The sequence below is a fragment of the Hypericibacter adhaerens genome (assembly GCF_008728835.1).
In the GTDB taxonomy this organism is placed as follows: Bacteria; Pseudomonadota; Alphaproteobacteria; order Dongiales; family Dongiaceae; genus Hypericibacter; species Hypericibacter adhaerens.
Window position 1 is genome coordinate 1156878 of record NZ_CP042582.1, and the last position, 24154, is coordinate 1181031.

22 protein-coding genes are annotated in these 24154 nt (G+C 67.4%); 13 read left to right on the forward strand and 9 right to left on the reverse strand.

Translation table 11 applies throughout. The features are described 5' to 3' along the window. Positions 1 to 155 precede the first annotated feature (155 nt). Positions 156 to 875, forward strand: coding sequence for a TetR/AcrR family transcriptional regulator (locus tag FRZ61_RS05180; protein WP_151115425.1), 720 nt, complete (start codon positions 156 to 158; stop codon positions 873 to 875). 279 nt (positions 876 to 1154) lie between these two features. Beyond that, positions 1155 to 2150: a LysR family transcriptional regulator gene (locus FRZ61_RS05185; protein WP_151115427.1), complete on the forward strand. Its 996-nt coding sequence runs from the start codon at positions 1155 to 1157 to the stop codon at positions 2148 to 2150. Positions 2151 to 2174: 24 nt separating this feature from the next. On the opposite strand, the gene FRZ61_RS05190 is transcribed toward FRZ61_RS05185, so the two are convergent. Beyond that, a complete protein-coding gene (locus FRZ61_RS05190; protein WP_151115429.1) occupies positions 2175 to 3038 on the reverse strand; it encodes a class I SAM-dependent methyltransferase in 864 nt (287 codons plus the stop codon). Positions 3039 to 3085: 47 nt separating this feature from the next. On the opposite strand from FRZ61_RS05190, the gene FRZ61_RS05195 reads away from it, so the two are divergent. Together FRZ61_RS05195 and FRZ61_RS05200 are read left to right on the forward strand one after the other, a co-directional pair. After that, a complete protein-coding gene (locus FRZ61_RS05195; protein WP_225309124.1) occupies positions 3086 to 3898 on the forward strand; it encodes a TetR/AcrR family transcriptional regulator in 813 nt (270 codons plus the stop codon). Positions 3899 to 4060: 162 nt separating this feature from the next. Next, positions 4061 to 4894, forward strand: a complete 834-nt coding sequence (locus FRZ61_RS05200; RefSeq protein ID WP_151115431.1) for a MipA/OmpV family protein — start codon at positions 4061 to 4063, stop codon at positions 4892 to 4894. 203 nt (positions 4895 to 5097) lie between these two features. Here FRZ61_RS05200 and FRZ61_RS05205 read toward each other — a convergent pair whose 3' ends face one another. Genes FRZ61_RS05205 through FRZ61_RS05225 form a run of 5 tightly spaced genes read right to left on the reverse strand, consistent with a single transcriptional unit; the run spans position 5098 to position 10464 of the window. Beyond that, complete coding sequence (locus FRZ61_RS05205; RefSeq protein WP_151115433.1) at positions 5098 to 6135, reverse strand: class II aldolase/adducin family protein; 1038 nt, start codon at positions 6133 to 6135, stop codon at positions 5098 to 5100. A gap of 5 nt (positions 6136 to 6140) precedes the next feature. Further along, entirely contained in the window at positions 6141 to 7025 is an 885-nt protein-coding gene (locus FRZ61_RS05210) for a TIGR01459 family HAD-type hydrolase (protein ID WP_151115435.1), read from the reverse strand. Then, entirely contained in the window at positions 7022 to 8305 is a 1284-nt protein-coding gene (locus FRZ61_RS05215) for an FGGY-family carbohydrate kinase (RefSeq protein ID WP_151115437.1), read from the reverse strand. Before FRZ61_RS05215 ends, FRZ61_RS05210 begins: the two co-directional genes overlap by 4 nt. 44 nt (positions 8306 to 8349) lie before the next feature. Beyond that, positions 8350 to 9087 (reverse strand): class II aldolase/adducin family protein, encoded by a 738-nt coding sequence (locus FRZ61_RS05220; protein WP_151115439.1) that lies wholly within the window; start codon positions 9085 to 9087, stop codon positions 8350 to 8352. A gap of 60 nt (positions 9088 to 9147) precedes the next feature. Then, positions 9148 to 10464, reverse strand: a complete 1317-nt coding sequence (locus tag FRZ61_RS05225; RefSeq protein ID WP_151115441.1) for a sn-glycerol-1-phosphate dehydrogenase — start codon at positions 10462 to 10464, stop codon at positions 9148 to 9150. A gap of 225 nt (positions 10465 to 10689) precedes the next feature. On the opposite strand from FRZ61_RS05225, the gene FRZ61_RS05230 reads away from it, so the two are divergent. The 7 genes from FRZ61_RS05230 (at position 10690) to FRZ61_RS05260 (ending at position 18654) form a co-directional block, all read left to right on the forward strand. After that, a complete protein-coding gene (locus FRZ61_RS05230; protein ID WP_151115443.1) occupies positions 10690 to 11685 on the forward strand; it encodes a sugar-binding transcriptional regulator in 996 nt (331 codons plus the stop codon). A gap of 92 nt (positions 11686 to 11777) precedes the next feature. Further along, positions 11778 to 12500, forward strand: coding sequence for an SDR family oxidoreductase (locus FRZ61_RS05235; protein ID WP_151115445.1), 723 nt, complete (start codon positions 11778 to 11780; stop codon positions 12498 to 12500). Further along, a complete protein-coding gene (locus tag FRZ61_RS05240; RefSeq protein WP_225309125.1) occupies positions 12500 to 13438 on the forward strand; it encodes a carbohydrate ABC transporter permease in 939 nt (312 codons plus the stop codon). Before FRZ61_RS05235 ends, FRZ61_RS05240 begins: the two co-directional genes overlap by 1 nt. Then, positions 13438 to 14328, forward strand: coding sequence for a carbohydrate ABC transporter permease (locus FRZ61_RS05245; RefSeq protein WP_151115447.1), 891 nt, complete (start codon positions 13438 to 13440; stop codon positions 14326 to 14328). The genes FRZ61_RS05240 and FRZ61_RS05245 overlap by 1 nt, the downstream gene beginning before the upstream one ends. Positions 14329 to 14373: 45 nt before the next feature. After that, positions 14374 to 15900: an ABC transporter substrate-binding protein gene (locus FRZ61_RS05250; RefSeq protein ID WP_151115449.1), complete on the forward strand. Its 1527-nt coding sequence runs from the start codon at positions 14374 to 14376 to the stop codon at positions 15898 to 15900. A gap of 66 nt (positions 15901 to 15966) precedes the next feature. After that, positions 15967 to 17496, forward strand: a complete 1530-nt coding sequence (locus FRZ61_RS05255; RefSeq protein ID WP_225309126.1) for a xylulokinase — start codon at positions 15967 to 15969, stop codon at positions 17494 to 17496. An 84-nt stretch (positions 17497 to 17580) separates the two neighbouring features. Then, entirely contained in the window at positions 17581 to 18654 is a 1074-nt protein-coding gene (locus FRZ61_RS05260) for an ABC transporter ATP-binding protein (protein ID WP_151115453.1), read from the forward strand. A 28-nt stretch (positions 18655 to 18682) separates the two neighbouring features. Here the strand turns inward: FRZ61_RS05260 and FRZ61_RS05265 are convergent, their stop codons facing one another. The 3 genes from FRZ61_RS05265 to FRZ61_RS05275 form a co-directional block, all read right to left on the reverse strand. Next, on the reverse strand, positions 18683 to 19381 hold the full coding sequence (locus FRZ61_RS05265) for a hypothetical protein (RefSeq protein ID WP_225309127.1): 699 nt from the start codon (positions 19379 to 19381) through the stop codon (positions 18683 to 18685). 114 nt (positions 19382 to 19495) lie between these two features. Further along, entirely contained in the window at positions 19496 to 20494 is a 999-nt protein-coding gene (locus tag FRZ61_RS05270; RefSeq protein WP_151115455.1) for a DUF3616 domain-containing protein, read from the reverse strand. Positions 20495 to 20536: 42 nt separating this feature from the next. Continuing rightward, positions 20537 to 21709 (reverse strand): mandelate racemase/muconate lactonizing enzyme family protein, encoded by a 1173-nt coding sequence (locus FRZ61_RS05275; RefSeq protein WP_151115456.1) that lies wholly within the window; start codon positions 21707 to 21709, stop codon positions 20537 to 20539. A 263-nt stretch (positions 21710 to 21972) separates the two neighbouring features. Between FRZ61_RS05275 and FRZ61_RS05280 the strand changes: the two genes are divergently transcribed. Together FRZ61_RS05280 and FRZ61_RS05285 are read left to right on the forward strand one after the other, a co-directional pair. Then, positions 21973 to 22749 (forward strand): SDR family NAD(P)-dependent oxidoreductase, encoded by a 777-nt coding sequence (locus FRZ61_RS05280; protein WP_191909308.1) that lies wholly within the window; start codon positions 21973 to 21975, stop codon positions 22747 to 22749. Positions 22750 to 22801: 52 nt separating this feature from the next. After that, complete coding sequence (locus tag FRZ61_RS05285; protein WP_191909309.1) at positions 22802 to 24151, forward strand: ABC transporter substrate-binding protein; 1350 nt, start codon at positions 22802 to 22804, stop codon at positions 24149 to 24151. Positions 24152 to 24154: the final 3 nt, after the last annotated feature.

The following is a 24154-nucleotide window of genomic DNA, read 5'->3' on the forward strand; positions in this document are numbered from 1 at the left end:
CATGGCCCCCGCATTGCACCGCTCCGGGGGATCGGCTTGAATGCGGACCCATCGCGCAAGCCGGTCGGGGACCGGACTCGGGCGGCCGATTCCTCGACCGGTAATTCCCCGATCCTCCCTCTCGCTGCCGACCTGAACACCACCACAGACAGACCATGACCCTCCAGACCAGATCGAAGCGGGCCGCCGCGCCCGGGCCGGAAACCTCGCCGGACCGGCCGACGAAGCTGGGCCGCCGCCCCGGCGACAACGCGACCGGCGACAAGATCCTCGACGCGGCGGAAGAGGAATTTGCGGCGCGCGGCTATGAAGGCACGTCGCTGCGCGAAATCTCGCAGCGGGCGCAGATCAACCAGGCGTTGATTCGCTATTACTTCGGATCGAAGCAGGGGCTTTATTGCTCGATCTATCTGCGCCGCGGCCAGGAGCTGGGCCGCGAACGCATCCGCCTGCTCGATGCGCTCGAAGCGCGCCCCGGACAGCCGCCGACGATCGAGGAGCTGGTTCGCGCCTTCATCGTGCCGGCGATCGAGATCAAGCGGCAGGGAGCCGGGGGCGTCGCCTATATGCGCCTGCATGCGCGCCTGCAGGACGAGGCGCCCGATTTCATGTCGGACCTGCGCAAGCGAGTCTATGACGAATCCACCACGCGCTATATCAACGCGCTGAAGCGCGCGCTGGGCGACATGCATCCGGATTGCGTCTATTGGCGCATGATCTTCCTGATCGGCGCCTACTTCTACACCCTGGCCGATTCCGACCGGCTCGAGGCCTATTCCGGCGGCAGTTGCAGCACCAAGGATCTGGACGAATGCGTCCGCCAGATCGTGCCGTTCCTGGTGGGCGGCCTCACCGCGCCGATGCCGGGGAAGTAGCCCGCCGTCCCTCGGCGGGCGCGCAAGCCACGGATTCTCCGCCCTTATCGATCCGCCTGCTGGAGAGGGCTCAAGAATCATTGAGTCCTCCCAGAAGCCTTTATTGACCCTCAGAATTAATTATGTAACTGTTTAAACAATTCGAGAGCCCCCAAGCCAAAAGGCGCGAGCAGGCCGGCAAATCGGGGCGGAGGAGACTGCTCGAGTGAGGCAGGTAATGGCCTTGGATTCGATCTACCGGGCGGGGTGGTCGACGATGCCGGACGGGGAGCGACAGCCATGACAAGGCGGCTTCCCGAGCTGACGGCCTTCGACTTGCGGCTGCTGCAGGTCTTCGACGCGGTGGTTGCGGCCGGCAGCTTCACCGCGGCGGAGGTGAAGCTCAACAAGAGCAAATCCGCCATCAGCACCGATATCGCGGCGCTCGAGACCCGGTTGGGCGTGAAGCTCTGCCGGCGCGGACGCGCGGGCTTCGGCTTGACCGACCACGGCAGGAAGATCCACGAGGCCAGCCTGGAGCTGTTCCGGGGCATGTCCGGCTTCCGCGACAGCGTCGGCCGGATCGTGTCGCGCATCGCGGGCGAGTTCACCATCGCCATGGACGACGATCTCGTTGTCGGCGCGCGGGCCCAGGTGGCGGACGCCATCCGCATGTTCACGCTGCGCAACCCCGACGTCTTCATCAATCTCCGTTCGTCGTCGCCGGAGCATGTGACGCAGCTCGTGCTCGAGGGCGGCGCCGATATCGGCGTCAATGTGGTGCCGCGGCGCCTGCCCGAATTGACGATGCATCCGCTGTTCTCGAAAGATCTGTCGCTCTATTGCGGCGCCCGGCACCCCCTCCATCCGGTCGCGGATGGCGAGATCACGGCGGATATGCTGTCGCAATACGAGTGCATCGACCTGGTGGCCGCCCCCGGGGCCGGGATTGCCGAGCTCGTCGATCGCATGCGCGTGACGGCGCGGGCCGCCAGCATGGAATCGCGGCTGATGCTGATCCTCACCGGCCGCTATATCGGCTTCCTGCCCTGCGATTTCGCGCGGTCCTGGGTCGAGCGCGGCGATATCCGCGCGATCGCCATGCCGGGCCTTGCCGCCAGCAGCACCGGTTATGCGGTCTTCAGGCGCGACGCGGCGCCCAGTGCGGGCCGCGACCTCTTCCTCGCGGACCTGACCCGCGCCTTCAAGCCGCTGCGGCCGCCGGCGCCAGAATCCAAATCGATCCTGTCGAGCCGGCCGAAGACGGTCTTTCAGCCCGAGGCCGGCGCGGCTTAGCGGCGGCAACGCTACCGTTGGCAGCTAGGTCGTCGCGACCAGCAGCTCCTCGGCATTGTGGGGCGGACGCAGCCCATCCGTTCTCCCGGCGAAATAGCGTTCGGCGAGCGCGGCTGCCGACACATGCCGGGCTTCCTTGAAACCGGCGTCGCGGGCGAGCGCCAACATCTCTGCCGGCGTGAAGAAGCTGATGAAGGGCGTGCCGCTGGCCCGCGCGCCTTTCTCGGCCATCTGCAATCCCGGGCGCGCATCGGGGTCTGCGAGCTCGATCGGCAGCAGGAAGCTCATGACGAAGGTCGATCCCGGCGCCAGCGTCGCGACCTGGCGCAGCGTGGCCGCGACGGCGTCCTTGGTGAGATACATGCTGACGCCGGTCGAGGCCACGACCGCCGGCCGGCCGGCATCGAGGCCGGCCGCCGTCAGCTTCCGCCACCAGTCCTCGCCCGCCTCGAAATCGACCGGCACGAGCCGCAGCGAGGCCGGCATACCGAAACCGAGCTCGATGAGGCGCCGGCGCTTCCAGGCCTGCGGCCCGGGGCGATCAACCTCGAAGATCGTCAGTCGCGAGGCGATCGCCGGCTGGCGCTGGGCGAAGCTGTCGAGGCCCGCGCCGAGGATGACGTATTGACCGATGCCGCGGCTCGTTTGCTCCGTAACCAGGTCTTCGATGAAGCGGGCGCGGGCCAGGATGGAGGCGCGGAAGGGGCGCGTGCCTTGCGGGTCCATGTCCGGACGGCGGCGCCAGCCCTCATCGGGCGCCGCCAGCCGCAGGCCGACCTCGTCCTCGATCACATGCGGCGGCGGATCGACCTCGAGATGCAGGGCCCGCCACAGGGCGACCCGCACGGCGGTGCTGTCCGGGGCCGTGGTCGGCTTGTCGGCCGTCATGCTCTGTCCCTTCTTCGGTCGTGGTGACATCCCGCAAGCGCTGGCGCATGGGGCGCTTGCCGAGATTCTTCGCTGATGATTTTAGAGAGAAAGGAGTATCGCGAGCGATAAGGTCCGATACCCGGATTCACGGCCACCGATCCACCATTCGTCTTGCCGCCTGTCTTGTCGGTATCGGATCAGATCAGCTATCAATCCCAGCGACGCCGTCGGGCGCTCCTTGGTTTCGCGAGTCGAAGATGGACAACGCTTCCCGGTCAGAACGTTCCCGCAATGCCGCGATCCAGGCGGCACTCACCATCATCGCCCGTGACGGCCCCGGTCGGTTGACGCTCGATGCCATCGCCCGCGAAGCAGGCATGAGCAAGGGCGGGGTCATGCATCAGTTCCCCACCAAGCAGGCGGTGCTGATGGCGTTGTTGGATCAGCAGCGCGCCTATTTCGAAGAGTTTTCCCAGCGGTTCAAGGCCGAAAACAGATCGGCAACGGCCGAGCCCGAGCTGGCGGCGAGAATTGCCACCTGGCGCGAGGTGGCGCTCAAGCGGGAGCCGGTCGCTTTCGCCATCCTCGGCGCCCTGATCGAGGATCCGGGCTTTCTCTCCGTCGGCCGCGACACCGAAGCCAAGAAGGTGGATCTCATCAAGGCCGAGGCGGAGGACCCGCAACTGGCGCTGCTCCGGGCGGCGGCGGCGCAAGGCTTGGCCCTCGCGAGCCTGCTCGGCATCTCCACCTTGTCGGAGAAGGAACGCGCGCAGCTGTTCGAGCGCCTGCTCGACGATGCGCAATGGTTGGCGCTCGCGAAGCCCGGCAAGCGGTCTGCCCGGCGGCCGAAATCGCCTTCCAAATCCCGCGCATCCTGATCGCGTTGTCAGTCTGACCGCCCGCGCCCTGATCGGGGGTGCGGGCTCCCTTTGTCGTTTTTATTTGCAAACCGTCTGGTCGGTTTTTATATTACACCCTCGTCATGCCGCCGCGGGCGGCGTCCTGCCGGGGAATGGCGATCGTGGAAAGGAGATACTCGCGTGACCGTCGCAACCGCCTTCCTGCGTCTCGGCTCGGCCCTGCCGCTATCCCTGCTCCTCGTTGTGGGTCTGGCCTGCCTTGCACCGGTGCTGGCCGACGAGAAGAAAGGTGTCAACGGCTATCTGAACCTGGGCGGCGTGATGGTGCCGGATTACGAAGGATCGAGTGACTACCGGCCGGCGCCCCTGGCCGTGGGCAAGCTCGGCTATGACGAATTTTATCTCGATCTGCGCGGGCCGGAGCTGCGCGCCAACATCATGCCGGCGGGTTTGCTTCCCCTGGGTCTCGAGCTGGGTCCGTCCTTGGCCTATCGCTTTGGCCGTAGCGATGTGGAGAACGATCGGGTCGACGCCATGCACGACATCGACGGGACGGTCGCGGCGGGAGGATTCGTCAAGCTCTACGCCGACACGGTGCTGCAGGCGCGCGATCAGATCGGTGTCGAGATCGAGGCCCTCAGCGGCGTCGGCAGCAATGGCGACGGGACCACGGTGAGCTTCGGCCCCTTCTACAGCTTCTGGCCCTGGGATCAACTGCGCCTCGGCATCAGGATCTCCGCGACCTATGCCAGCGGCAAATATAACGAGACCCATTTCGGCATCGACGCCGCCGATGCGGCGCGCAGCGGCTTCACGACCTACGACGCCGACGGTGGCATGAAGGATGTCGGCCTGTCGATCAACGCGACCTATCGGTTGACCGAGCACTGGGGAATCGCCGCGCTGGCCGGCATCACGCGGTTGGTGGGCGATGCGGCCGACAGTCCCATCGTCGAGGATGCGGGCGACGCGACCCAGGGTTTCGTCGGTGCCGGCCTCGTCTACAACTTCTGAACGGTGCTCTGAATGTTGTGCCTTGTCCCGTTGCTCATCGCTCCCCTGCCGCAGCGCCCCCATTGCGGTCTTGATGGCGGAGCGATGAGGCGTGCCGGGTGCTGCCTCAAATCAGCGCCCTGTGCATGACGCGCCGCCAGCGATCATTCATCTCCGCTGGCGGCGCCCGTCTTTCCAGCCATTGTCTTCCGGCGAACCCGCCGTCAAGGATTTGTCGTGCTCAGCTGCTTGCGATAGCGCTCGGCGTCCCAATCGAGCAGAGCCTGCTCTTCCTCCGGCGGCAGATAAGAGACGCCGGCATCGGCGGAGAGGCGTTCCGCCACCAGAGCCAGGCATTGCAGCATGAGCTCGGCTGCCGGCAGGATGTCGGCACGGACGATGGCGCCGGCGTCGGACACCAGCATCGCCACCGGCATCGGCAGCCCGTCCGCCGTTCGCTCGCGGCGCAACGCGGCCAGCGAACGGTCGGCGGCGAAGACGGGCAGGGCGGGCCCCAGAAAGACAACGTGATCCGGATAGAGCGAGCCGGCCGTCGCGATGCGCAGATTCTCGGGATCGGTCGCGAGGCGATGGCAGAGCAGCTCGATTGCGGGCCGGTAGCTGCCGTCGGCGCAGACCGCCTGCAGCCGCGCGAGATCGAAGGCCGGGGCGGGGCGCAGCGGCGGCAGGGCCAGGCGCCGCTCGACCTCGCGCATGAGCGCCTCGGCCGCGGCGCAATCGGCGCCGGCCACGACCAGCCCGTGATTGCCGAGGATGAGCACATCCGGCGTCTGCCGGCTGGTGAGCTCGGCGACGGCCTGGCTGAGGGGGAGGCCGGGGCGGACATAGGGCAGCTTCGCCCAGGCCAGGCCCGCCAGGCGCCGCGCCAATTCGTCATCGCCATCGGTGCGGCAGGCCCAGGCGATCGTGTTGATCGCATGGGCATGCAGCACCACGGCATGCGGCAGCAGCGCGTGAAGCGAGGTCTCGATCGAGGCGCGCAGCGCAGGCGCGCCGTCGCGCGCGATCACCGGCATCGTCTCCGAGCCCGCGGCCAGCGCCCGGCGCGCGCCGGCGAGATCGACCGGGACGAAGATCTCCTTCGTCTCCGCCTCGGCGAGCCAGGTGCCCGAGGCCTTGATCCACAGCACCCCGCCGTCCTTGATCGAGGTGTTGCCGCCGGGACCCTGGACCAGCCGCAGGTCGAGCCCGATACGCCGGGAGACCGCCTTCAGCGCCGCCAGAGATGCGGGTGCTTCCATCGCTGTCACCATGTCAAATGCGGCATCACCCAATCGGGCATCCGCGCCTCGCTGCCGGCCAGCGCGCGGACGGCGGCGGCCAGTTCCTCCGATATCGTCCTTTGGGCCAGATCGGCCGCATGGACGCCGCTGCCGATCAGCAGGGTCCGCATGCCGGCCGCGCGTCCGCCTTGCACATCATGATCCAGCGAGTCGCCGACGACCAGCAGGCGCGCGCGCGGCGGCTGCCCCAAGGCGGCGACGGCCGCGTCGAAGATCGGCGCATGCGGCTTGCCGATATAGAGGACGCGGCCGCCCAGCATCTCGTAGAAGCGGGCGAGCGCGCCCGGCGCGGGCGCCAGGCCGCTCTGCCCGAACATGGTGAGGTCGGGATTGGCGCAGAGCAGGGGCAGATGGCGGCGCACCGCGCTGGCGAAGATCTCGCGCCAGGCCTCGGGTTCGCTGCGGTCGTCGTCGAGACCGGCCAGCAGGATGAAATCGGCGGCGGCGATGTCCTCGGTGCGCCGGATGTCGAGCCCCTCGAGGATGCCGGTATCGCCGTCGCGCGCGATCAGCAGGCCGGTGCCGCGAAAAGGCGCGAAAACCGGATCGGTGTGGTCCCGCAGGCCGTGCCAGGTCACCTCGCCCGAGGTCAGCAGCAGGTCGTATTCGCCGCGCGGCAGCCCCAGCTTCGCCAGGCGACGCTCGTTGTCGAGCGCGCGCTTGCCGGAATTGGAGAGGATCACCACGTGCTTGCCGGCCGCGCGCAGCCTTGCCACGCAATCCCGCGCGGCCGGAAAGACGGCTTGGCCCTCATGCAGCGCGCCCCATTGATCGAGCAGGACATGATCGAAGCGATCGAGGATTTCGTGCAGCCCCGCGATCGCCTCGGGCTTCCGTGCGAGCGTCATGCCGGGCCGCCCCGCAAGGCCAGCAGGGCCGCGCCGAAGCCGGCCTCCGTGGTCTCGGCCGTCTCGACCGGCACGCCCAGCACGCGGCGCCGGATCTTCGTCCAGGCTTCGTTCTTCGCCCCGCCGCCCACGCTGATGACGCGCTTGAGGGAGGGAGCGCCCAGCTCCTCCAGGCGCCGGTAGGCGAGGGCCTCGATGGCGGCGATGCCTTCGAGCAGGCCCTGGAAGAAGACGGCGTCGTCGCTCGGACGCGGCGTGACACGCGGCGGCAGGGCCGCATCGGCGATCGGGAAACGCTCGCCGGGCTTGGGCAGCGGATAATAGTCGAGGCCGGTCGGCCGCGCCGGATCGATCCGCGCTGTCAGTGCCTCCATCTGCCCGGCCGTGAAATGAGCGAGCAGCGCCGTGCCGCCGCTGTTGGAGGCGCCGCCGGCGAGCCAGCGATCGCCCAGCCGGTGGCTGTAGACGCCTTGCGCAGGCGCGAAGATCGGCCGTTCGGAGAGAAGCTTCACCACCAGCGTCGTGCCCAGCGAGGTCACCGCGTCACCCACCTCGGACGCGCGCGTGGCGATGAAGGCGGCGACGCCGTCGGTCGTGCCGGCGCGGATCTCGACCGCCGGCGAAAGACCGAGCGTTCCGGCCATCGCGGGATCGATGCGGCCGACCAGGGCGCCCGGCACCAGCACGTCCGGCAGGAGGTGGCGCGGAACTTCGAGCCTGTCGATCCAATCGGGCCAGCGTCGCGTCACTGGATCGTAGCCGAGCTTCAGAGCGTTGTTCTCGTCGCTCCAGCCGAACCGGCCCGCGAGCCGCCCGGCGATCCAGTCGGCCTGGTGGATCGCGTGGCGGACCCGCGCATCGCCGCCCTCGCGCAGCAGATGCAGGAGCTTGGCGAGGGCCGAGCTCGCGCCATGCGCGCCGCTTTCGGGCGGTGCCAGCGCCTTGATCCGTGCCGCCTCGTCCGCCGCGCGGGCGTCGTTGTACATGAGGCCGGTCGAGAGCGGCGCGCCGGTTTCGTCGGTCAAGAGCAGTGTGCCGGAGGTTCCGTCGACGGCGATGCGCGCGACGGCGCCGAGATCGAGCGAACGGCCGAGCTCGCGCAGCATCCGGGTCACCGCCTCCCACCAGATTGCCGGTTCCTGGTCGATCGCGGCGCCTTGCTGGCGCGGCGCGGGCAGGGGAGCGGCGGTCATGCCCGCGACCTGGCCGGCCGCACCGAGCGCGCAGCCCCGCACCGCGCTGGTGCCGACATCGATGCCGAGGAACAGGGGCTGCGCCATGACTCCGTCCTGCCGGGGTTCCAGGTCCGGCGGTTGCGTCCGGTCTAGCGGCCGCGCGATCCGGCCCGTTGCCGGGCGGCCGTCTTCCCGCCAGCGGGTTGGCGGCCCCGGGCGGCCTTGCCCGCGGGCTTCGGGCGGGGGCCGTAGCTTTTGAACTTCTCGATCACATGCGCGATCTCGGCGTCGGACAGGACCTGCGCGCCGCCGATCGAGAGGGAGAGATAATATTGCCGCGCCAGCGTTTCGACCTCGACCGCCAGCCACAGCGCCCGCTTCACATTGGCGCCCGTCGCGATCACGCCGTGATTGCGCAGCAGGCAGCAGCTGCGGTCCTTGAGCGCCGCCAGCGCCTGCGTCGAGAGCGCCGGCGTGCCGTAGGTCTCGTAGGGCGCCACGCGGATGGTCGGGCCGCCCGAGGCCGCCACCATGTAATGGATCGCCGGGATCTCCTTGCCGCAGATGGCGAGCACCGTGGCATAGGTGCTGTGGGTATGCACGACCGAGCCGACCTCGGGGCGCGAGCGCATGATGTCGAGATGGAAGCGCCATTCCGAGGACGGCTGCAGCGGCCCGCTCCAGTCGCCATAGGCGCCGGTGAGGGTCATCTCGGCGATGTCGGCGGGCTTGAGCTGGTCGTAGGGAACGCCCGACGGCGTGATCAGCATCACATCGCCATGGCGGGCGCTGATATTGCCCGAGGTGCCCTGGTTGACGCCGAGCGCATTCATCGAGCGGCAGGCTTCGATGATCCCTTGGCGCAGCTCAAGCTCTTCTTTCGTCATGGTCCTGGACCTTCGGCAGCGGTTGCAGGGGTTCGGGCGGGCGCAGCGCCCGTCCCGGGCTCAGTGCTGGGTCTCGGCGAAGCGGTCGAGCAGGCCGGCATCGGCCGCGAGATCGAGCATCGAATAGCGGCGCCGGATCTCGCGGGCATGGCGCACCGCCTCGCGATAGAAGCCGACATCGAGGCGAAGCTCGGCGGCGGTGGTGGGACCGCCGGAAGCGGCGAGCGCTGTCCGCATGGCCTCGACCGGCAGGGTGAAGCCCTGGAGCTCGGCCCTGAGCGTCGGCCAGAGTGCCTCGAGCTTCGCGTTCATCGCCTCGGCACCGGCGTGGTCGAGTGCCTTGTGTGCCATCTCGGCGAGACAGATGGGGGCCACCTCGGCGCCGACGCGCCGGCGCAGATCGGCCTCGTCGATCCTGGTGGGCGCGACCACCGGCGGCTTGTCCGAGGCCAGGATCTGGGCCTGGAGCCGCGCCATCGACAGGCTCGCCACACCGACCTGTTGCCCATGCAACGTGCCGGGATGGCGCTTTCCGGCGAAGCAGTCGATGTAGTGGGAGATCTGATGCTCGCCCATCGAGCCGTGATTGGTGGTGCCGGTGAAGGAGACGCCGAAGCCGCAGAGCGTGAGCACGCGATGCAGATAGCCAACGGCCTCGATATCGCCCTTGGCGAGCGCCGGCGCCCGCCTCATCAGCTCCTTCTCGTCCGGGATCTCGATCAGGAAGGCGAGGTTGGAATATTTGGTGCCGAGCAGGCGGCTCGAGAGCCAGCAATCGACCTGGGCCACCGAGCGGCAGAGACAGTCGCCGAAGCCGGCGGCGATGAGATAGGTGGGAGCCGCCGCGTTGACCGCGAGATCGATGAAGACGCCCTTGGGCGCGTGCGCCGGCTTCGAGGTCTTGAGCCCGCTCGCGATCGTGATCGAGGCGGTGGTCGAGGTATAGCCGTTCATCGAGGGCGCCGTGCCGAAGACGCAATAGCCGCGCCCGTCGAGCGAGGTCACGTATTTGCAGAGATCGTTGATCGTGCCCGAGCCCACGGCGATCACGGCATCGGCATGGCGCAGCCGGTCCTTGAGCGCGGCGACGTTGGCCTCGTCGGCATGCGGATGGTCGAGCACGACGCTCTCGACGCTGCCGAGTTTCTTGAGCGCCGCTTCGACCCGCTGGCCCATCACGCCATGGGTATTCTCGTCCGAGACCACGGCGAGGCGGCCGGAGAAGCCGAGCTTCGCGACCAGGTCGGCCTCGGCGCCGTCGAGCCGATCTTCGATCACAACAATGTCATAGGGGACCCTGCCGGGCTGGCCCGTCTCGGGATTGACCCAGCGGCCCGCGACCATCTCGTCGATCAGCGATGTCGTCCACCGTCCCATCCGCGCTTGCTCCTGAATGATCCCGGGTGCCGCGGCTCCGGCCCTGTGGTCCGGAAGCTCATGGTGCGGTGCGAAATGATTCTCGCACCAGCGAGCTTTTCGCCCATCCGCGGGTTCGCGCCCTCGTCTCTTCTTTCGCCCGGATGGTGGCACAGTGCCGTCAACTTGACAAATGTCAAAGGGCAGTGTCATTTTTGCAGCCGGTTCCTGGAGTTCGGCGAAGGCATGACGCGCCGTCTTGAGAAATCTCAGTCCCGCGTCCAGCGGAGCGCGCTGTCTCCACCGCCCGAATTCGTGGGCGATCCGATCGTATGGGCGGCTTGGCTCTATTATGAGGAGCGCATGACGCAGGAAGAGGTGGCAGATCGGCTCGGCGTCTCGCGCGCGTCCGTCGTGAACTTCCTGCAGGAAGCGCGCGACCGCGGCATCGTCACGATCGCGGTCGCCTCCGAGCATCTGCAATCGGTGCGGGTGTCGCGCGAGCTCTGCAAGCGCTTCGGCCTCAAGAGCTGCGTCGTCATCCCCGACGATGGCGGCCGCCTGCCCGACTATGAGCGGATCGGACGCGCGGGCGGCCGGCTCCTGACGGAGATCCTGGAGCCCAGCGACATTCTCGGCGTCTCCTGGGGCCGCACGGTGCTGGCGCTCTCGGCCTCGCTGCCGGCGGTCCATCTGCCGGGCGTCTCGGTTGTGCAGATCGCCGGCAGCGCCATCGGCACGGCGGAATTCTCGCCCGAGCTCTGCACCACCAACATCGCAAACCGGCTGGGCGCGCGCTGCGTCAACCTCTACGCGCCGGGCATCGTCTCGCGGCCCGAGGTGAAGAAGCTCTTCATGCAGGAGCCGACGCTGGTGGAGCAGTTCAAGCTGATCCGTTCCTGCAGCAAGGTCCTGTTCGGCGTCGCCGGCGTGGGCCGCGCCAGCACCGCCCTGCGCAGCGGCTACATGACGCCCGAGAAGATCCGCCCCTATGTCCAGGGCGGGGCGGTCGGCGTGATGTCGGGCCGCTTCTTCGACCGCGACGGCAAGCCCGTGCTGGGCCCGCTCGACGAGCAGATGATCGGCCTGACGCTGCGCGAGATCGCCCGGTCCCCGGAGCGGATCTGCATCGCCGGCGGCCCCGACAAGGTCGAGGCCATCGGCGGGATGCTCGCGGGCGGCTATGCGACGATTCTGGTGACCGACGAAACAACCGCGCAGGCCTTGATGACCCGCCATTAGACGCTCGCCGCCAGCGGCGGCAGGGACAACGACTTGACGGCAACCGGGACGAAGAGCCCGGACGTCAGGACGGACCAGGGGAGACACGGGATATGGCGAAGCCACTTGTCGTCATAACGGGAGCGAGCTCGGGGATCGGCGCCGCGACGGCCCAGGCCTTCGCGGCCGACGGGCATCCGCTGCTGTTGCTGGCGCGCCGCCTCGACCGCATGGAGGCGCTGGGTCTGCCCGACGCGATGTGCCGCAAGGTCGATGTGCGCGACCGCGAGGCCGTCCATCGCGCGGTGGCGGAGGCGGAGGCGGCCTACGGCCCCACCGACTGCCTCTTCAACAATGCCGGCATCGCCCGCCTCGCCGACGTCACGCGGCAGGATCCCAAGGAATGGGACGAGACCATCGCCATCAACATCAACGGCGTCATGAACGCCGTCCATGCGGTGATGGCCGGCATGATCCAGCGCCGCCACGGCACCATCGTGCAGATGAGCTCGATCGCCGGCCGCAAGGTCTATCCCGACCACACGGTCTATTGCGGCACGAAATATTTCGTCCATGGCGTGTCGGACAGCCTGCGCCAGCATCTCGCACCCCATGACGTGCGCGTCGTCGTCATCTCGCCGGGCGTGATCGAGACCGAGGTGCTCGACCATGTGACGGACCCCAAGACGCTCGCCAACTACCGCGCCAACAAGGTTCGGATCGGCGGCGGCATCTCGGCCGACCATGTGGCGCAATCCATCCTCTTCGCCTACCGCATGCCGCAGAACGTCCTGATCCAGGAGATCTGCATCACCCCGACGCGGCAGGAATATTAGTGGTCGAGCGCGCCCATATCGCCGAAGGAGCGCGGCGGGCGGTGACCGGCACCGGCCGGCCGTTCCTGGCGCGGATCCTGAGCTCGGAACATCCGTTCCCGTGGCTGTTTCCGATAAGCGCGATGCTCGTGCTGTTCGGCGTCTATCCGCTGCTCTATGCGATCTGGCTGTCGCTGCACAAGCGCAACCCCGTGACGCGCCTCAGCGTCTTCGAGCCCGCCTGGAACTGGATGAAGATCTTCGGCGACCAGCGGGTCTGGGGCGCCATCGGCCATACCTATCTCTATACCGGCTGCGCCATCGTCATCGAGCTGGCGCTGGGGCTGCTGATCGCGCTGCTGCTGGATTCCGACCGCAAGGGCTACGGCGTCCTGCGCGCCCTCATGACCCTGCCGCTGGTGGTGCCGCCGGCGGTCGCCGGCATGATGTTCCTGCTGATGCTCGACGGCTCCTTCGGCGTGCTGAGCCGCGGGCTCTATGCCATGGGCCTCTGGTCGCCGGCCCACCCGATCCTCGCCACCTCCAGCTCGGCGCTCTACGGCATCCTCCTCACCGACATCTGGCAATGGACGCCCTTCATGGTGCTGATCATGATGGCGGGCCTGCGCGCCCTGCCGAAGGGCCCGTTCGAGGCCGCGGCCATCGACGGCGCCACGGCGGTCCAGGCCTTCTTCCGGCTGACGCTGCCGATGCTCTCCAAGATCATCGCGCTCGCGGTCCTGATCCGCGGCGTCGATCTCTTCCGCATCTACGACTACATCAAGGTCATGACCGAGGGCGGCCCCGGGACCTCGACCGAGACCCTGACCGCCTATGCCGGCGCCATCTATTTCAAGAACGCGGACTTCCCCTACGCCTCGACCGTGGCACTCCTGACGCTGATCCTGGTGGTCGCGACCTCGACCCTGTTCATGAAGATCTTCAGGGTGAGGTTCTGATGCCGACCTCCCTCGCCAGGCGATTGCTGCGCGACGCGACCGCGGTCGCGGTGGTGGCGATCTTCATGTTCCCGTTGTTCTGGTGGGCGCTGACCTCCTTCAAGCCGACCTCGGCGATCTTCAACAAGGACGAGGTGGTGTTCTTCGATTTCACGCCGACGCTCGTCAACTACCAGGTGACGCTGCTCGGCAAGTCGCGCGCGGAACTCGCGATCGATTCCGGCAACACCTTCGGGGTCGGCGGCGGCAGCACCTACGATTCGCGCCAGACCATCGTCGATTCCATCGTCGTCGCCGTCGGCGCCACGGCGCTCACGATCCTGCTCGGCGTCAGCGCCGCCTATTCGTTGTCGCGCATGCGCTTCCGCGGACGGCAGGCCTATCTCAACTGGGTCCTGTCGCAGCGCTTCATGCCGCCCATCGCCATCATCGTGCCCATCGTCTTCATGTTCCACTATGTCGGCCTGCGCGACACGCTGCTCGGCCTGATCCTCATCGACACCCTCATCAACCTGCCGCTGGCGGTGCTGATGATGAAGTCGTTCTTCGACGACGTGCCGGTGGAGGTCGACGAGGCCGCCATGATCGACGGCGCCACCCGGTTCCAGATCTTCTGGAAGGTGGTGCTGCCGCTGGTCGCCGGCGGCGTGGCGGCCACCGCCGTGCTTTGCTTCATCTTCTCCTGGACCGAATTCCTGCTGTCTCTGTTTCTCACGACGTCGATTCGTACCCTACCGGTAAAGATCTCCACCTTCGTGACCTCCACCGGCTCGGAGTGGGGCTTCATATCGGCGCTCGGCACCTCTGCCATCGTGCCGAGTTTCATCTTCATTCTGCTGGTGCAAAAACAGCTCGTCCGCGGCCTCACCCTCGGATCGCTGAAGGAATGACAAACCGCACGAGCGCCAAGCTCGGCCATCAATGGAGGACACACCATGGGATTCCATAAGCATGACAAGCAGACTTTCATCGTCGATTCGGCGACCGCCTTCGGCCAGCGGCGCATCTCGAAGCGCGAGTTCCTGCGCCGGATGGGACTGGCCGGCGTCGGCTTCTCCGCCTTCTCGCTGGGCCTGCTCGGCAACAGCCGCCCGCAGCGCCAGGTCAGCCTGATCGGCGAGGCCGCCCATGCCGACCTGCCGGACGACGTGACGAAATTCCTCAAGGATGTCGGCGGCAAATACAAGGGCGCCAAGATCCGCTACACCAGCGAGGCCACGCCGCCCACCGTGGTGCTGAACCAGATCAAGAGCGAGTTCACCGGCCTGACCGGCATCGATGTCGAGGTCGAGATCGTCCCGCTGGAGCAGGTGCTGGCGAAGGCGACGCAGGACGTGCAGGGCCAGCTCGGCACCTACGACCTCTACTATCTCGACCAGTCCTGGGTGGCGACCTTCGCGCCGGACTGCATCGATCCCGTGGAGCTCTACAAATCCAAGCCCGACCTGGCGATGCCGGGCTTCGACTGGGAGGATTTCTCCAAGCCGCTGGTCGAGGGCCTCGCCCTCTATAACGGCAAGATGGTCGGTATCCCCTTCGACATCCCGATCTTCATCCTGATGTATCGCCAGGACCTGCTGGAGAAGCACGGGCTCTCGGTGCCGACGACCTGCGAGGAGTTCTCCAAGGCGGCCCACGCCATCTTCGACGCCGAAAAGGCCAACGGCATCTTCGGCACCGGGCTGCAGGCGAAGTCGGGCCATTATTCGCTGGAATGCGACTGGACCCAGGCGGTCTGGAGCCATGGCGGCTCGATCTTCGGCAAGGACAAGAAGTTCAGCGGCAATGACGCGCAGGGGATCACGGGCCTGAAATGGTACCAGGACCTGCTCACCATCGCGCCGCCGAACTCGACGGCCTCGACCTGGGACGGCCAGTTCCAGATGATGCAGGCGGGCCAGGTGGCGCTGGTGCAGAGCTGGGACGAGTTCTTCCCCGGGCTCGATGCCGACGATTCCAAGGTGAAGGGCCTGTGGCAGCCGGCGAAGCCCCTGAAGGCGACGCCGGGCCTGCGCTCCACGTCCGATGTCGGGTTCGGCGAGATTCCCAATCTCGGCCACCAGGGCGGCTCGATCATGGGTCTCTCGGCCTACTCGAAAAACCAGGAGGCGGCCTGGATATTCATGCAGTGGGCCTGCTGCAAGGAGATCATGACCCGCTGCACGCTCGCCGGCGGTTTCGCGCCGATGCGGGAATCCTCCTTCGCCGATCCGCGCGTCAAGGCCAAGGAGAAGGTCGGTCCCGGCACGACCCGCCATCTCGAGATCGTCAAATGGACCATCGACAATGTCATGGCGTCGGAGCCCGACATGCCGCTCTGGGCCGGCCTCTCCAGCAACGAGATCCCGACGGAGCTCGGCAAGCTGCTGACCGGTCAGGACTATAACGGCGATGCCAAGGCCTGCATGGACGCCGTGGCGAAGATCGTCGATTCCGCCGTCCAGGATGCGGGCCTTCTGTAAGTCTCCGGTGGCATGGACTAGGGTGGAGGCGGGGTCCCCGTCTCCACCCTGTTGCGAATGACAGCGATGACTCCCGACCTCGTCATCGGGATCGATTCCTCGACCACCGCGACCAAGGCGATCGCCTGGGATCGCAACGGGCAGGCCGTGACCGAAGGCCGCGCCTCGGTCCCCCTGTCCAATCCGCAGCCCGGCTATTTCGAGCAGGATCCCGCGGACTGGTGGCGGTCGACGGTCGAGGCGCTCAAGGCCGTGACGCAGCAGGTGGTGCCGTCGCGCATCGCCGCCATCGGCATCTCCAACCAGCGCGAGACCTTCGGCATCTTCGCCGCGGACGGCACGGCGCTGCGGCCCGGCATCGTCTGGCTCGACGATCGCGCCCGCCCGCAGCAGAAGCGCTTCGGCGAAACCTTCGGCGCCCAGCGCGTGCATGAGATCTCGGGCAAGCCGCTCGATGTGATCCCTTGCCTCTATCGCTGGATCTGGCTCAAGGAGCACGAGCCGCAGAATCTCGCACGAACGGCCTGCATCGCCGAGGTGCATGCCTACCTGACCTTCCGCCTCACCGGCGGCTGGGCGACGTCGGTCGCGTCGGCCGATCCGATGGGCGCGCTCGACATGCGCCGGCATGCCTGGTCGCAGGAGATTCTCGAGGCGGCCGGCATCGATCCGGCGAAGCTGGCGCGGCTGGTGGCGCCCGGCTCGCAGACGGGCGTGGTGTCATCGCAAGCGGCGGCCGCCACCGGCCTTCTGGCCGGCACGCCCGTGATCGCCGGCGGCGGTGACGGCCAATGCGCGGGCTATGCGGCCGGCGTCGGCGTGCCGGGCCAGGCCTATGTCAATCTCGGCACCGCCGTCGTGTCCGGCGCCTATGGCAGCACCTATGCCTTCGATCCCGCCTTCCGCACGGAAATCGCGGTCGCGGACGAGGGCTATATCTACGAGACCTGCATGCGCTCCGGCACCTTCCTGGTCGATTGGCTGTCGCGCGAGCTGTTCCTGGCGGACCCGTCGCAGCGACGCGCGCTCCTGGCGGCACTCGAAGCGGAAGCGGCCGCGAGCCCGATCGGCGCCGGCGGCGTGGTGCTGGTCCCCTATTGGCAGGGCTGCATGACGCCTTATTGGGACAGCTTCGCGCGCGGCGTCATCGCCGGGCTTTCCGGCTCGACGCGTCGCGGCGATCTCTATCGCGCGCTGCTCGAAGGCGTGGCGATGGAGCAGACCATCGCCAGCAACGGCGTCCAGCGCGCCACCGGCAGCCCGATCGAGCGCTTCGTCGCGATCGGCGGCGGGGCCGCCTCCGATCTCTGGAGCCAGATTCTCGCCGATGCCAGCGGCCGTCCGGTGCAGCGCTCCACCACCGTGGAGGCCTCCTCGCTGGGGGCCGCGATGGCGGCGGCCAAGGGCTGCGGCTGGTATCCGACCCTGGCGGCGGCGGGGACCGCGATGGCGGGCGAGCTCGCGCGCCGTTTCGAGCCTGACCCGAAGCGCCACGCGCGCTATGCCGAGCTGATGGCCATCTATGCCGATCTATGGCCGGCGCTCTCGGCCTGGAACCAGCGGCTTTCCGACTTCGCAGAACGCGGCGAGGCGTGAGATGATCGCCCCGCGCGCGACAGCCGGCCCCGCAACGATGGGCCTCCCTGGATCGTCACGGGAGCAGAGAGGGAACTGACGCGAATGGCTTCCGTCACGGTCAGGAATGTCACCAAGAGCTATAGCGGGTTCGAGGTCATCCACGGGATCGACCTCGCGATCGAGGATGGCAGCTTCGTCGTGCTGCTGGGCCCCTCCGGCTGCGGCAAGTCCACGCTGCTGCGCATGATCGCCGGGCTCGAGGCGATCTCCTCGGGCGAGATCGCCATCGGCAACCGCGTGGTGAACGACCTGCATCCCAAGGACCGGGACATCGCGATGGTGTTCCAGAACTACGCCCTCTACGCCCACATGACGGCCTTCGACAACATCGCCTTCTCGATGCAGCTCAAGAAGCTGCCGCAGGCGGAGATCCGCCAGAAGGTGGAGTGGGCGGCCTCGATCCTGGGCCTCACCGACTATCTCGACCGCTATCCGCGCCAGCTCTCGGGCGGCCAGCGCCAGCGCATCGCCATGGGACGAGCCATCGTGCGCGACCCGGCGGTGTTCCTGTTCGACGAGCCGCTCTCGAACCTCGACGCCAAGCTGCGCGTGCAGATGCGCACCGAGATCAAGGAGCTGCATCAGCGGCTTTCCACCACCACGATCTATGTCACGCACGACCAGATCGAGGCCATGACCATGGCCGACGTGATCGCGATCCTGCGCGACGGGCGGATCGAGCAGGTGGGGCGGCCGCTCGCCGTCTATGACAAGCCCGCCAATCTCTTCGTCGCCGAGTTCATCGGCTCACCCGGCATCAACCTGATGCCGGGCGAGATCGGGTCCGTGAACGGCAGTCCGGTGGTGCGCAGCGGCGAGATCGCCCTGCCGCTGCCGCCGGCGCTGGGCCTCCAAGCCGGCCGCAAGGTCGTCTATGGCGTCCGGCCCGAGCATCTGCGTCTCGTCACCGACGGCGCCGGCGTGCCCGCGACGGTCTCGGTGGTCGAGCCGACCGGCCCCGAGATCCATATCTATGCCGACATCGCGGGCAAGGAGGTCTGCGCGGTCACGAAGGATCGCCTGGCCATCGATCCGGGCGCCAAGCTCCAGCTCGCGCCGCTGCTGGATCGCGTCCTGCTGTTCGATCAGGAAACGGGCAAGGCGATCGGGCGATAAGCCTGTCGCGTTCGCGCCGCTGGGGGCATCACCAGTGGTGATAGTGGTTATGGTACCCGCCGCCACCGCCGAAATAGAAGGTGAAGCGAGGGCCACCCCAGTAGGGGTAGTAGGGCCGCGGATAATAGTACCGCGGGTAATAGTAGGCGTAGGGCGCCGGATAGTAATAGGGATAAGGATAGTAGTAGGCCGGCGGCGGGTAGGCATAGACCGGCGCCGGGGGCGGGGCCACGACGGCGCCGGGCGCCGGCACAGGTTCCGGCGCGGACATCGGTGCCGTGGCGATCGTGGTCTTGTTGCCGGTGGTCGCCATGCACTGCTGGTAGGCGAGATCGTAGCGCTGCTGGATCTCGGCGGCCGAGGCGTTCGCATTGTTCACGCCGGCGGCGGCGCCGGTCAGGAGGCCGGCGCCCGCGCCGATCGCGGCGCCCATGGCCGGATTGCCCGCGGCCAGACCGATGAGCGCGCCCGCACCGGCGCCCAGCGCCGTGCCGATGGCGGCGCTGCCGAGCCCCGCCTGGTTGGCGGCGTCGGCCGGCGAGATTCCGACCTGCTGGCCGGCGAACGACCGGCAGGTCAGGTCGTCCTGCTGGAATTGGCTGAGCGTCTTCCCGTCGCCCGGCATGACCGGCAGGCTCGGCCCCGGCGGCGCCTGGACCGCGCAGGCGCTGAGGCCCAGCAGGCAGGCAAGGGCGACGAAGCTGAAACGGGCGGAACGCGGGCGCAAGATTGGATCATCCATCCTGGAAACGGGATTCTGCGCTTTGGTACACGTCGCACCCGTGCGATTCCTGCGCCGGCCGAAATCTCTGGATCTTGAAGGCCTTGCCGGTGGCGCGCCTCAGCGCTTGCGGGCGCGACGACGCTCGGAGGGCGAAAGCGCGACCCAATCGGCCCGATAGCGGCGGCCGCGGATGCGTGCTTCGGCGGGGGCGTCATAGACGACGAGAAGACCGGGCTTTCCATGCCGCTCGAGCGGGCAAATCCCCTCGGGATGCTCCCGGCCCAGCGGCCATTCCCACAGGAGGTCCGGCCGCTGGATCTTGTCCGTCCGGCGCGGCCGCCAGCGGAAGAGCTTGAACGGCACGTTGGCGGCGGAGACGGGCCCCGCGAGAATGGCGATCTCGCGATTCATCACGGTCAGGTCGCGAATCCCCAAGCCGCCCAGCTCGAGCAGATGGGTGACGGGCTTCCCGCGCTTGATCAGCCCCTGCCGCGCGGTCTCGAACTCGACCGCGATCGCGATGCTGTCGACCAGCGGACCGCGAAGCCCGAGAAGAAGCCTCTCCCCCGACACGGCGAGGCCTTCGATGTCGAGCCCGTTCTCCTTGCTCGGCAGGTCGATGAAGGGCGCGATATAGGCGTTCTTGCGCAGGATCGCCCGCAGGCTTCCAGCGCCCCGAAAAGGCAGGGCCGTGCCCTTCCGGGCGGTATCGCCGCCGTCCTTCTTGAGCTCGACCGCGCCCAGCAGGCAGCGGCTGGCCCGGTCGCGAAAGCGCGTGTCGATTCGATCCGCCTCTTTCGCCTTGCGGCGGACATGGCAATGCGACCCGCAGACCCAGAGCCGCCCCGCCTCGACCGCGAGGGATTCGATATCGGCCTCGTCACCGCGAGCCTTGCCCGGCAGCGCGGCGAACAGGCCGTCGAGCGAAACCTGCTCGCGCAGGCGGAAGCCATCTCCATGCGGTTCGAGGCACTCGATCGTCCGCCCCTCGTCCGATGCGGTCCAGAGGGACGGCCCGGCCGCCACGGCCGCGGAGATGTTGCGAAGCAGCTTGTCGCTGGCCGCCGGCCCGTAATCCAGCCAGACCGTCGCTGGGCGTCGCTTGCTCTTTCGCATGGATGAAGCGTTTGTTGGTGCCGGCCTCCCGGCTGCATCTTGTCAGATCTTCGGCGGCGCGAAAATCGTCCTGCTCTTCACCTTGATCTCGACATCGACGGCGTAGGTCTTGAGCGCGGCCGGGTTGATCGTGACACCCAGGCCCGGCGCGTCGGGAACCTCGATCTCGCCATTGGCGTTGGGCGCGATGCGCGAGGTGGTGAGCTCGGTGGCGAGGCTGCTGAGCGCCGTCGGATATTCGCAGATCCGGCTGTCCGAGAGGCCCGCGTAGGGCTGGAGCGAGGCGCTCAGCGCCAGGTTCGAGGTGAAGGTGTGGTTCACATAGGTGACGCCCTTCTTCACCGCATAGTCCGCGACCTGCTTGGCGGGCCAAAGCCCGCCGATGCGCCCGCAATCGATCTGGACGAAGCCGACATGGCCGTAGTCGATGAGATGCTGGGCCATATGGCGGTTGTGCGCCGCCTCGCCGCCCGCGAGCTTCACGCTGCCGCTGCGCTTGGCGAGCTGACCATAGGCTTCGTAGGCATGGCCGCCGAACGGCTCCTCGAGCCAGGTCGCCTTGTTGGCGGCGAGCGAGGCGATGCGCTGGGCCGCGGCCTCGACATCCTCGGCGAAGATCTGGCCGGCATCGATCAGCAGGATGCCGTCGGGTCCGAGCCCCTGCCGCGCGGCCTCGACCTGGGCGATGTCGCCTTCGAGGCTGTCGCCGTAGGGGGCCCAGCCGAATTTCGCGGCCCTGAATCCCTTGGCGCGAATCTCCTTCGCGCGGGCGAGCGTCTGATCGGGCGTGGTGCCGAACAGCACGGAGGCGTAGGGCGTCTTGGGATAGGCCTTCTTGTAGCCGAGGAGCTTCCAGGCCGGTTCGCCCCGCACATGGCCGAGCAGGTCCCACAGCGCCATCTCGATGCCGGACCAGGTGTGCGCAGCCTGCAGCAGATCCATGCTGTTGAAGGCGAGCACCGCCGCGATCCGCTGGATGTCCTCGGGCCCGTCGAGCGTCTCGCCCAGCACCGAGGCCGAGACCGGCCGGCAGGCGCCGTGCGACATCGGGCAGACGAAGGCCGCGATCGAGGGCAGGGGCGCCGCCTCGCACTCGCCCCAGCCGACATGGCCGCCGGCCTGGACGCGCACGACGAGCGCATCCTGGCTGCCGTCGCCGGCCGTCGTCACGACGGGCATCGCGAGATAGAAGAAATCCACGCTGTCGATTTTCATGGTCGCCCTGTCCGGCTGGTGAAGCGATAAGCGGGATCGGTTCGGCATTTTATCCCCCGATCCCAATCCCTTGACCGCTATTCAATCTGACCGCAGAGTATCTTCCAAGATACTAGAGCAAAGTCCAGAATGCCGGAATTGAACCGGCGGGGAAAACGGGAGCCGGCCGGCGGATTCTCAGTTTTTCGGGCGGGCGCGCAGCGGTGGGAAACGGCGCGCCCTCGAAAGCCCGGGCGAGGATGGCCGGTCCATCGGGTGACGGAATGCCTCTGCTGAGCGATCGGGTCTGCATGATCACCGGCGCGGGCCAGGGCCTCGGGCGCGCCGTGGCGCTCGAGATGGCCCGGGAGGGCGCGCGTGTCGTGCTGCTCGAGCGCAACCCCGACACGCTCCAGGCCGTCGCCGCCGAGATCGCTGCCGCCGGCGGCAGCGCTGCTCCCTACACGCTCGACGTCACCGACTACGAGACCTATGGCCGCATCGCCGCCGACGTGATCGCCAAGCAGGGGCGTATCGACGTGCTGGTGAACAACGCGGCTATCAATCCCGACGCCAAGACGATCCTGGAGGACCGGCTCGAGGATTGGCGCCGCACCCTCGCGATCAATCTCGAGGCCGTCTATATGGGCTCGAAGCTGGTGGCGCCGCAGATGGTGAAGCAGAAGGACGGGCGCATCATCTCCATCGCCTCGATCCAGGGCTTCGCCTCGAGCGGCACGGTCGGCGCCTACAACGCCGCCAAGGGCGGCATCATCGCCTTCACCAAATCGATGGCGGTCGAGCTTGGCGCCTACAACATCCTGGTCAATGCCGTGGCGCCGGGCTTCATGTCCACGCCGATGTCGGTCATCAACGGCGTCAACGAGACCGAGACGCCGGAATTCATCGAATGGTACGTCGACAAGGCGAAGATCCCGCTGCGCCGCACCGGCTATCCGGAGGATGTATCCGGCACGGTGATCTTCCTGGCCTCGCCCTATTGCCGCTACATGACCGGCCAGCTGCTGGTCGTCGATGGCGGCCTCATGAGCACATTCTGATCCGATCGAGATTCCTTATCCGGACAACCGCAGCCAACAGGAAGGCATGTCCATGACAACAAAACAAAACGGCTCTGCTGGTTTCTCTCGCCGCAAGCTTCTCCAGGCGTCCGCCGGTCTCGGGGCCGGCGCTGCGCTTGGCGGCCTGCTGCCCTCGCTCTCCGCGCGCGCCGACGCACCGACCCTGAACATGTGGTGGTGGGGCGAGCAGGAACTGCCCGGTCTGCAGGCCTTCCTCGACGATTCGGTCAAGGCCTACAGCGCGGCGAGTGTGAAGACGATGCTGCAGGACACGGCGGTCGTGATCTCGCAGTTCCAGACCGCCGCGGCCGCGGGCAACGCGCCGGACATCCAGTATCTCTGGAACGGCATCTACCACATGGAAAGCGTGTGGCTGGGCTATCTCAAGCCGCTGAACGGCCTGCTCAAGGACGACGTGCTCAAGGCCTCGCAGCCGACGCTGCTCAGCCATTTCGGCAACAACATTTACCGCATGGGCTGGTATCCCCAGCCGATGATCTGGATCTATAACAAGGACCTGTTCGACAAGGCCGGCCTCGATGCCGACAGCCCGCCCAAGACCTGGGACGAGATGCTCGCGGCCTGCGACAAGCTCAAGGCCAAGGGCATCGAACCCTGCGGCGGCGGCATCCAGGACGGCTATTGGGGCGAATGGTTCTTCGGCCATGCACTGGCGCAGCAGATCGACAGCACCGGCGAGGCGATCGATCTCTTTACCGGCGCCCGCGATTTCCGCGACCCGAAATATTACGATCCCTGGACACGCATCGAGGAGCTGAGGAAGCACGATTTCCTCAATCCCGACATGTCCTCGCTCGGGCTCTATCCCGGCATCGACCTGATCGTGACCGGCAAGCTCGGCATGGGTGTCTCGGTCGGCGCGCGGGTGCCGGCCGACAGCAAGACCAGCAAGGGCCGGATCGGCTGCATGGTCATGCCGGTCTATGGCAAGGGCAAGATGGCGGGCAAGCCGATCCTCGATTCGCAAGGCCTCGGCATCTCCACCAACAGCAAGAATCCCGAGGCGGCCGCCGCCTTCCTCGAATATCTGCAGTCGCCCGAGCGGCTGAAGGTGTTCTGGGACAAGACCGGCTGGATCCCGGCCAACAGCAATTTCGACACCTCGGTCATCGAGGACGAGGTGGTGAAGTCGATGTGGAAGAGCTGGGGGCAGTCCGAGAACATCCCCTATGTCTCCAACGTCGTGCCGGGCCAGTTCTACGAGCAGGCGCTGCTGCCGGCCGCCCAGCAGGTGGTGCAGGGCCAGATCACGGGCGAGCAGGCGGGCGAGCTCGCCGCCAAGATCGCCGGCGAATGGCGCGACTTCAATCCGGACATGGTGGAGAATTACAAGAAGTGGGCGAAGGACCTCTCCGCCTGATCG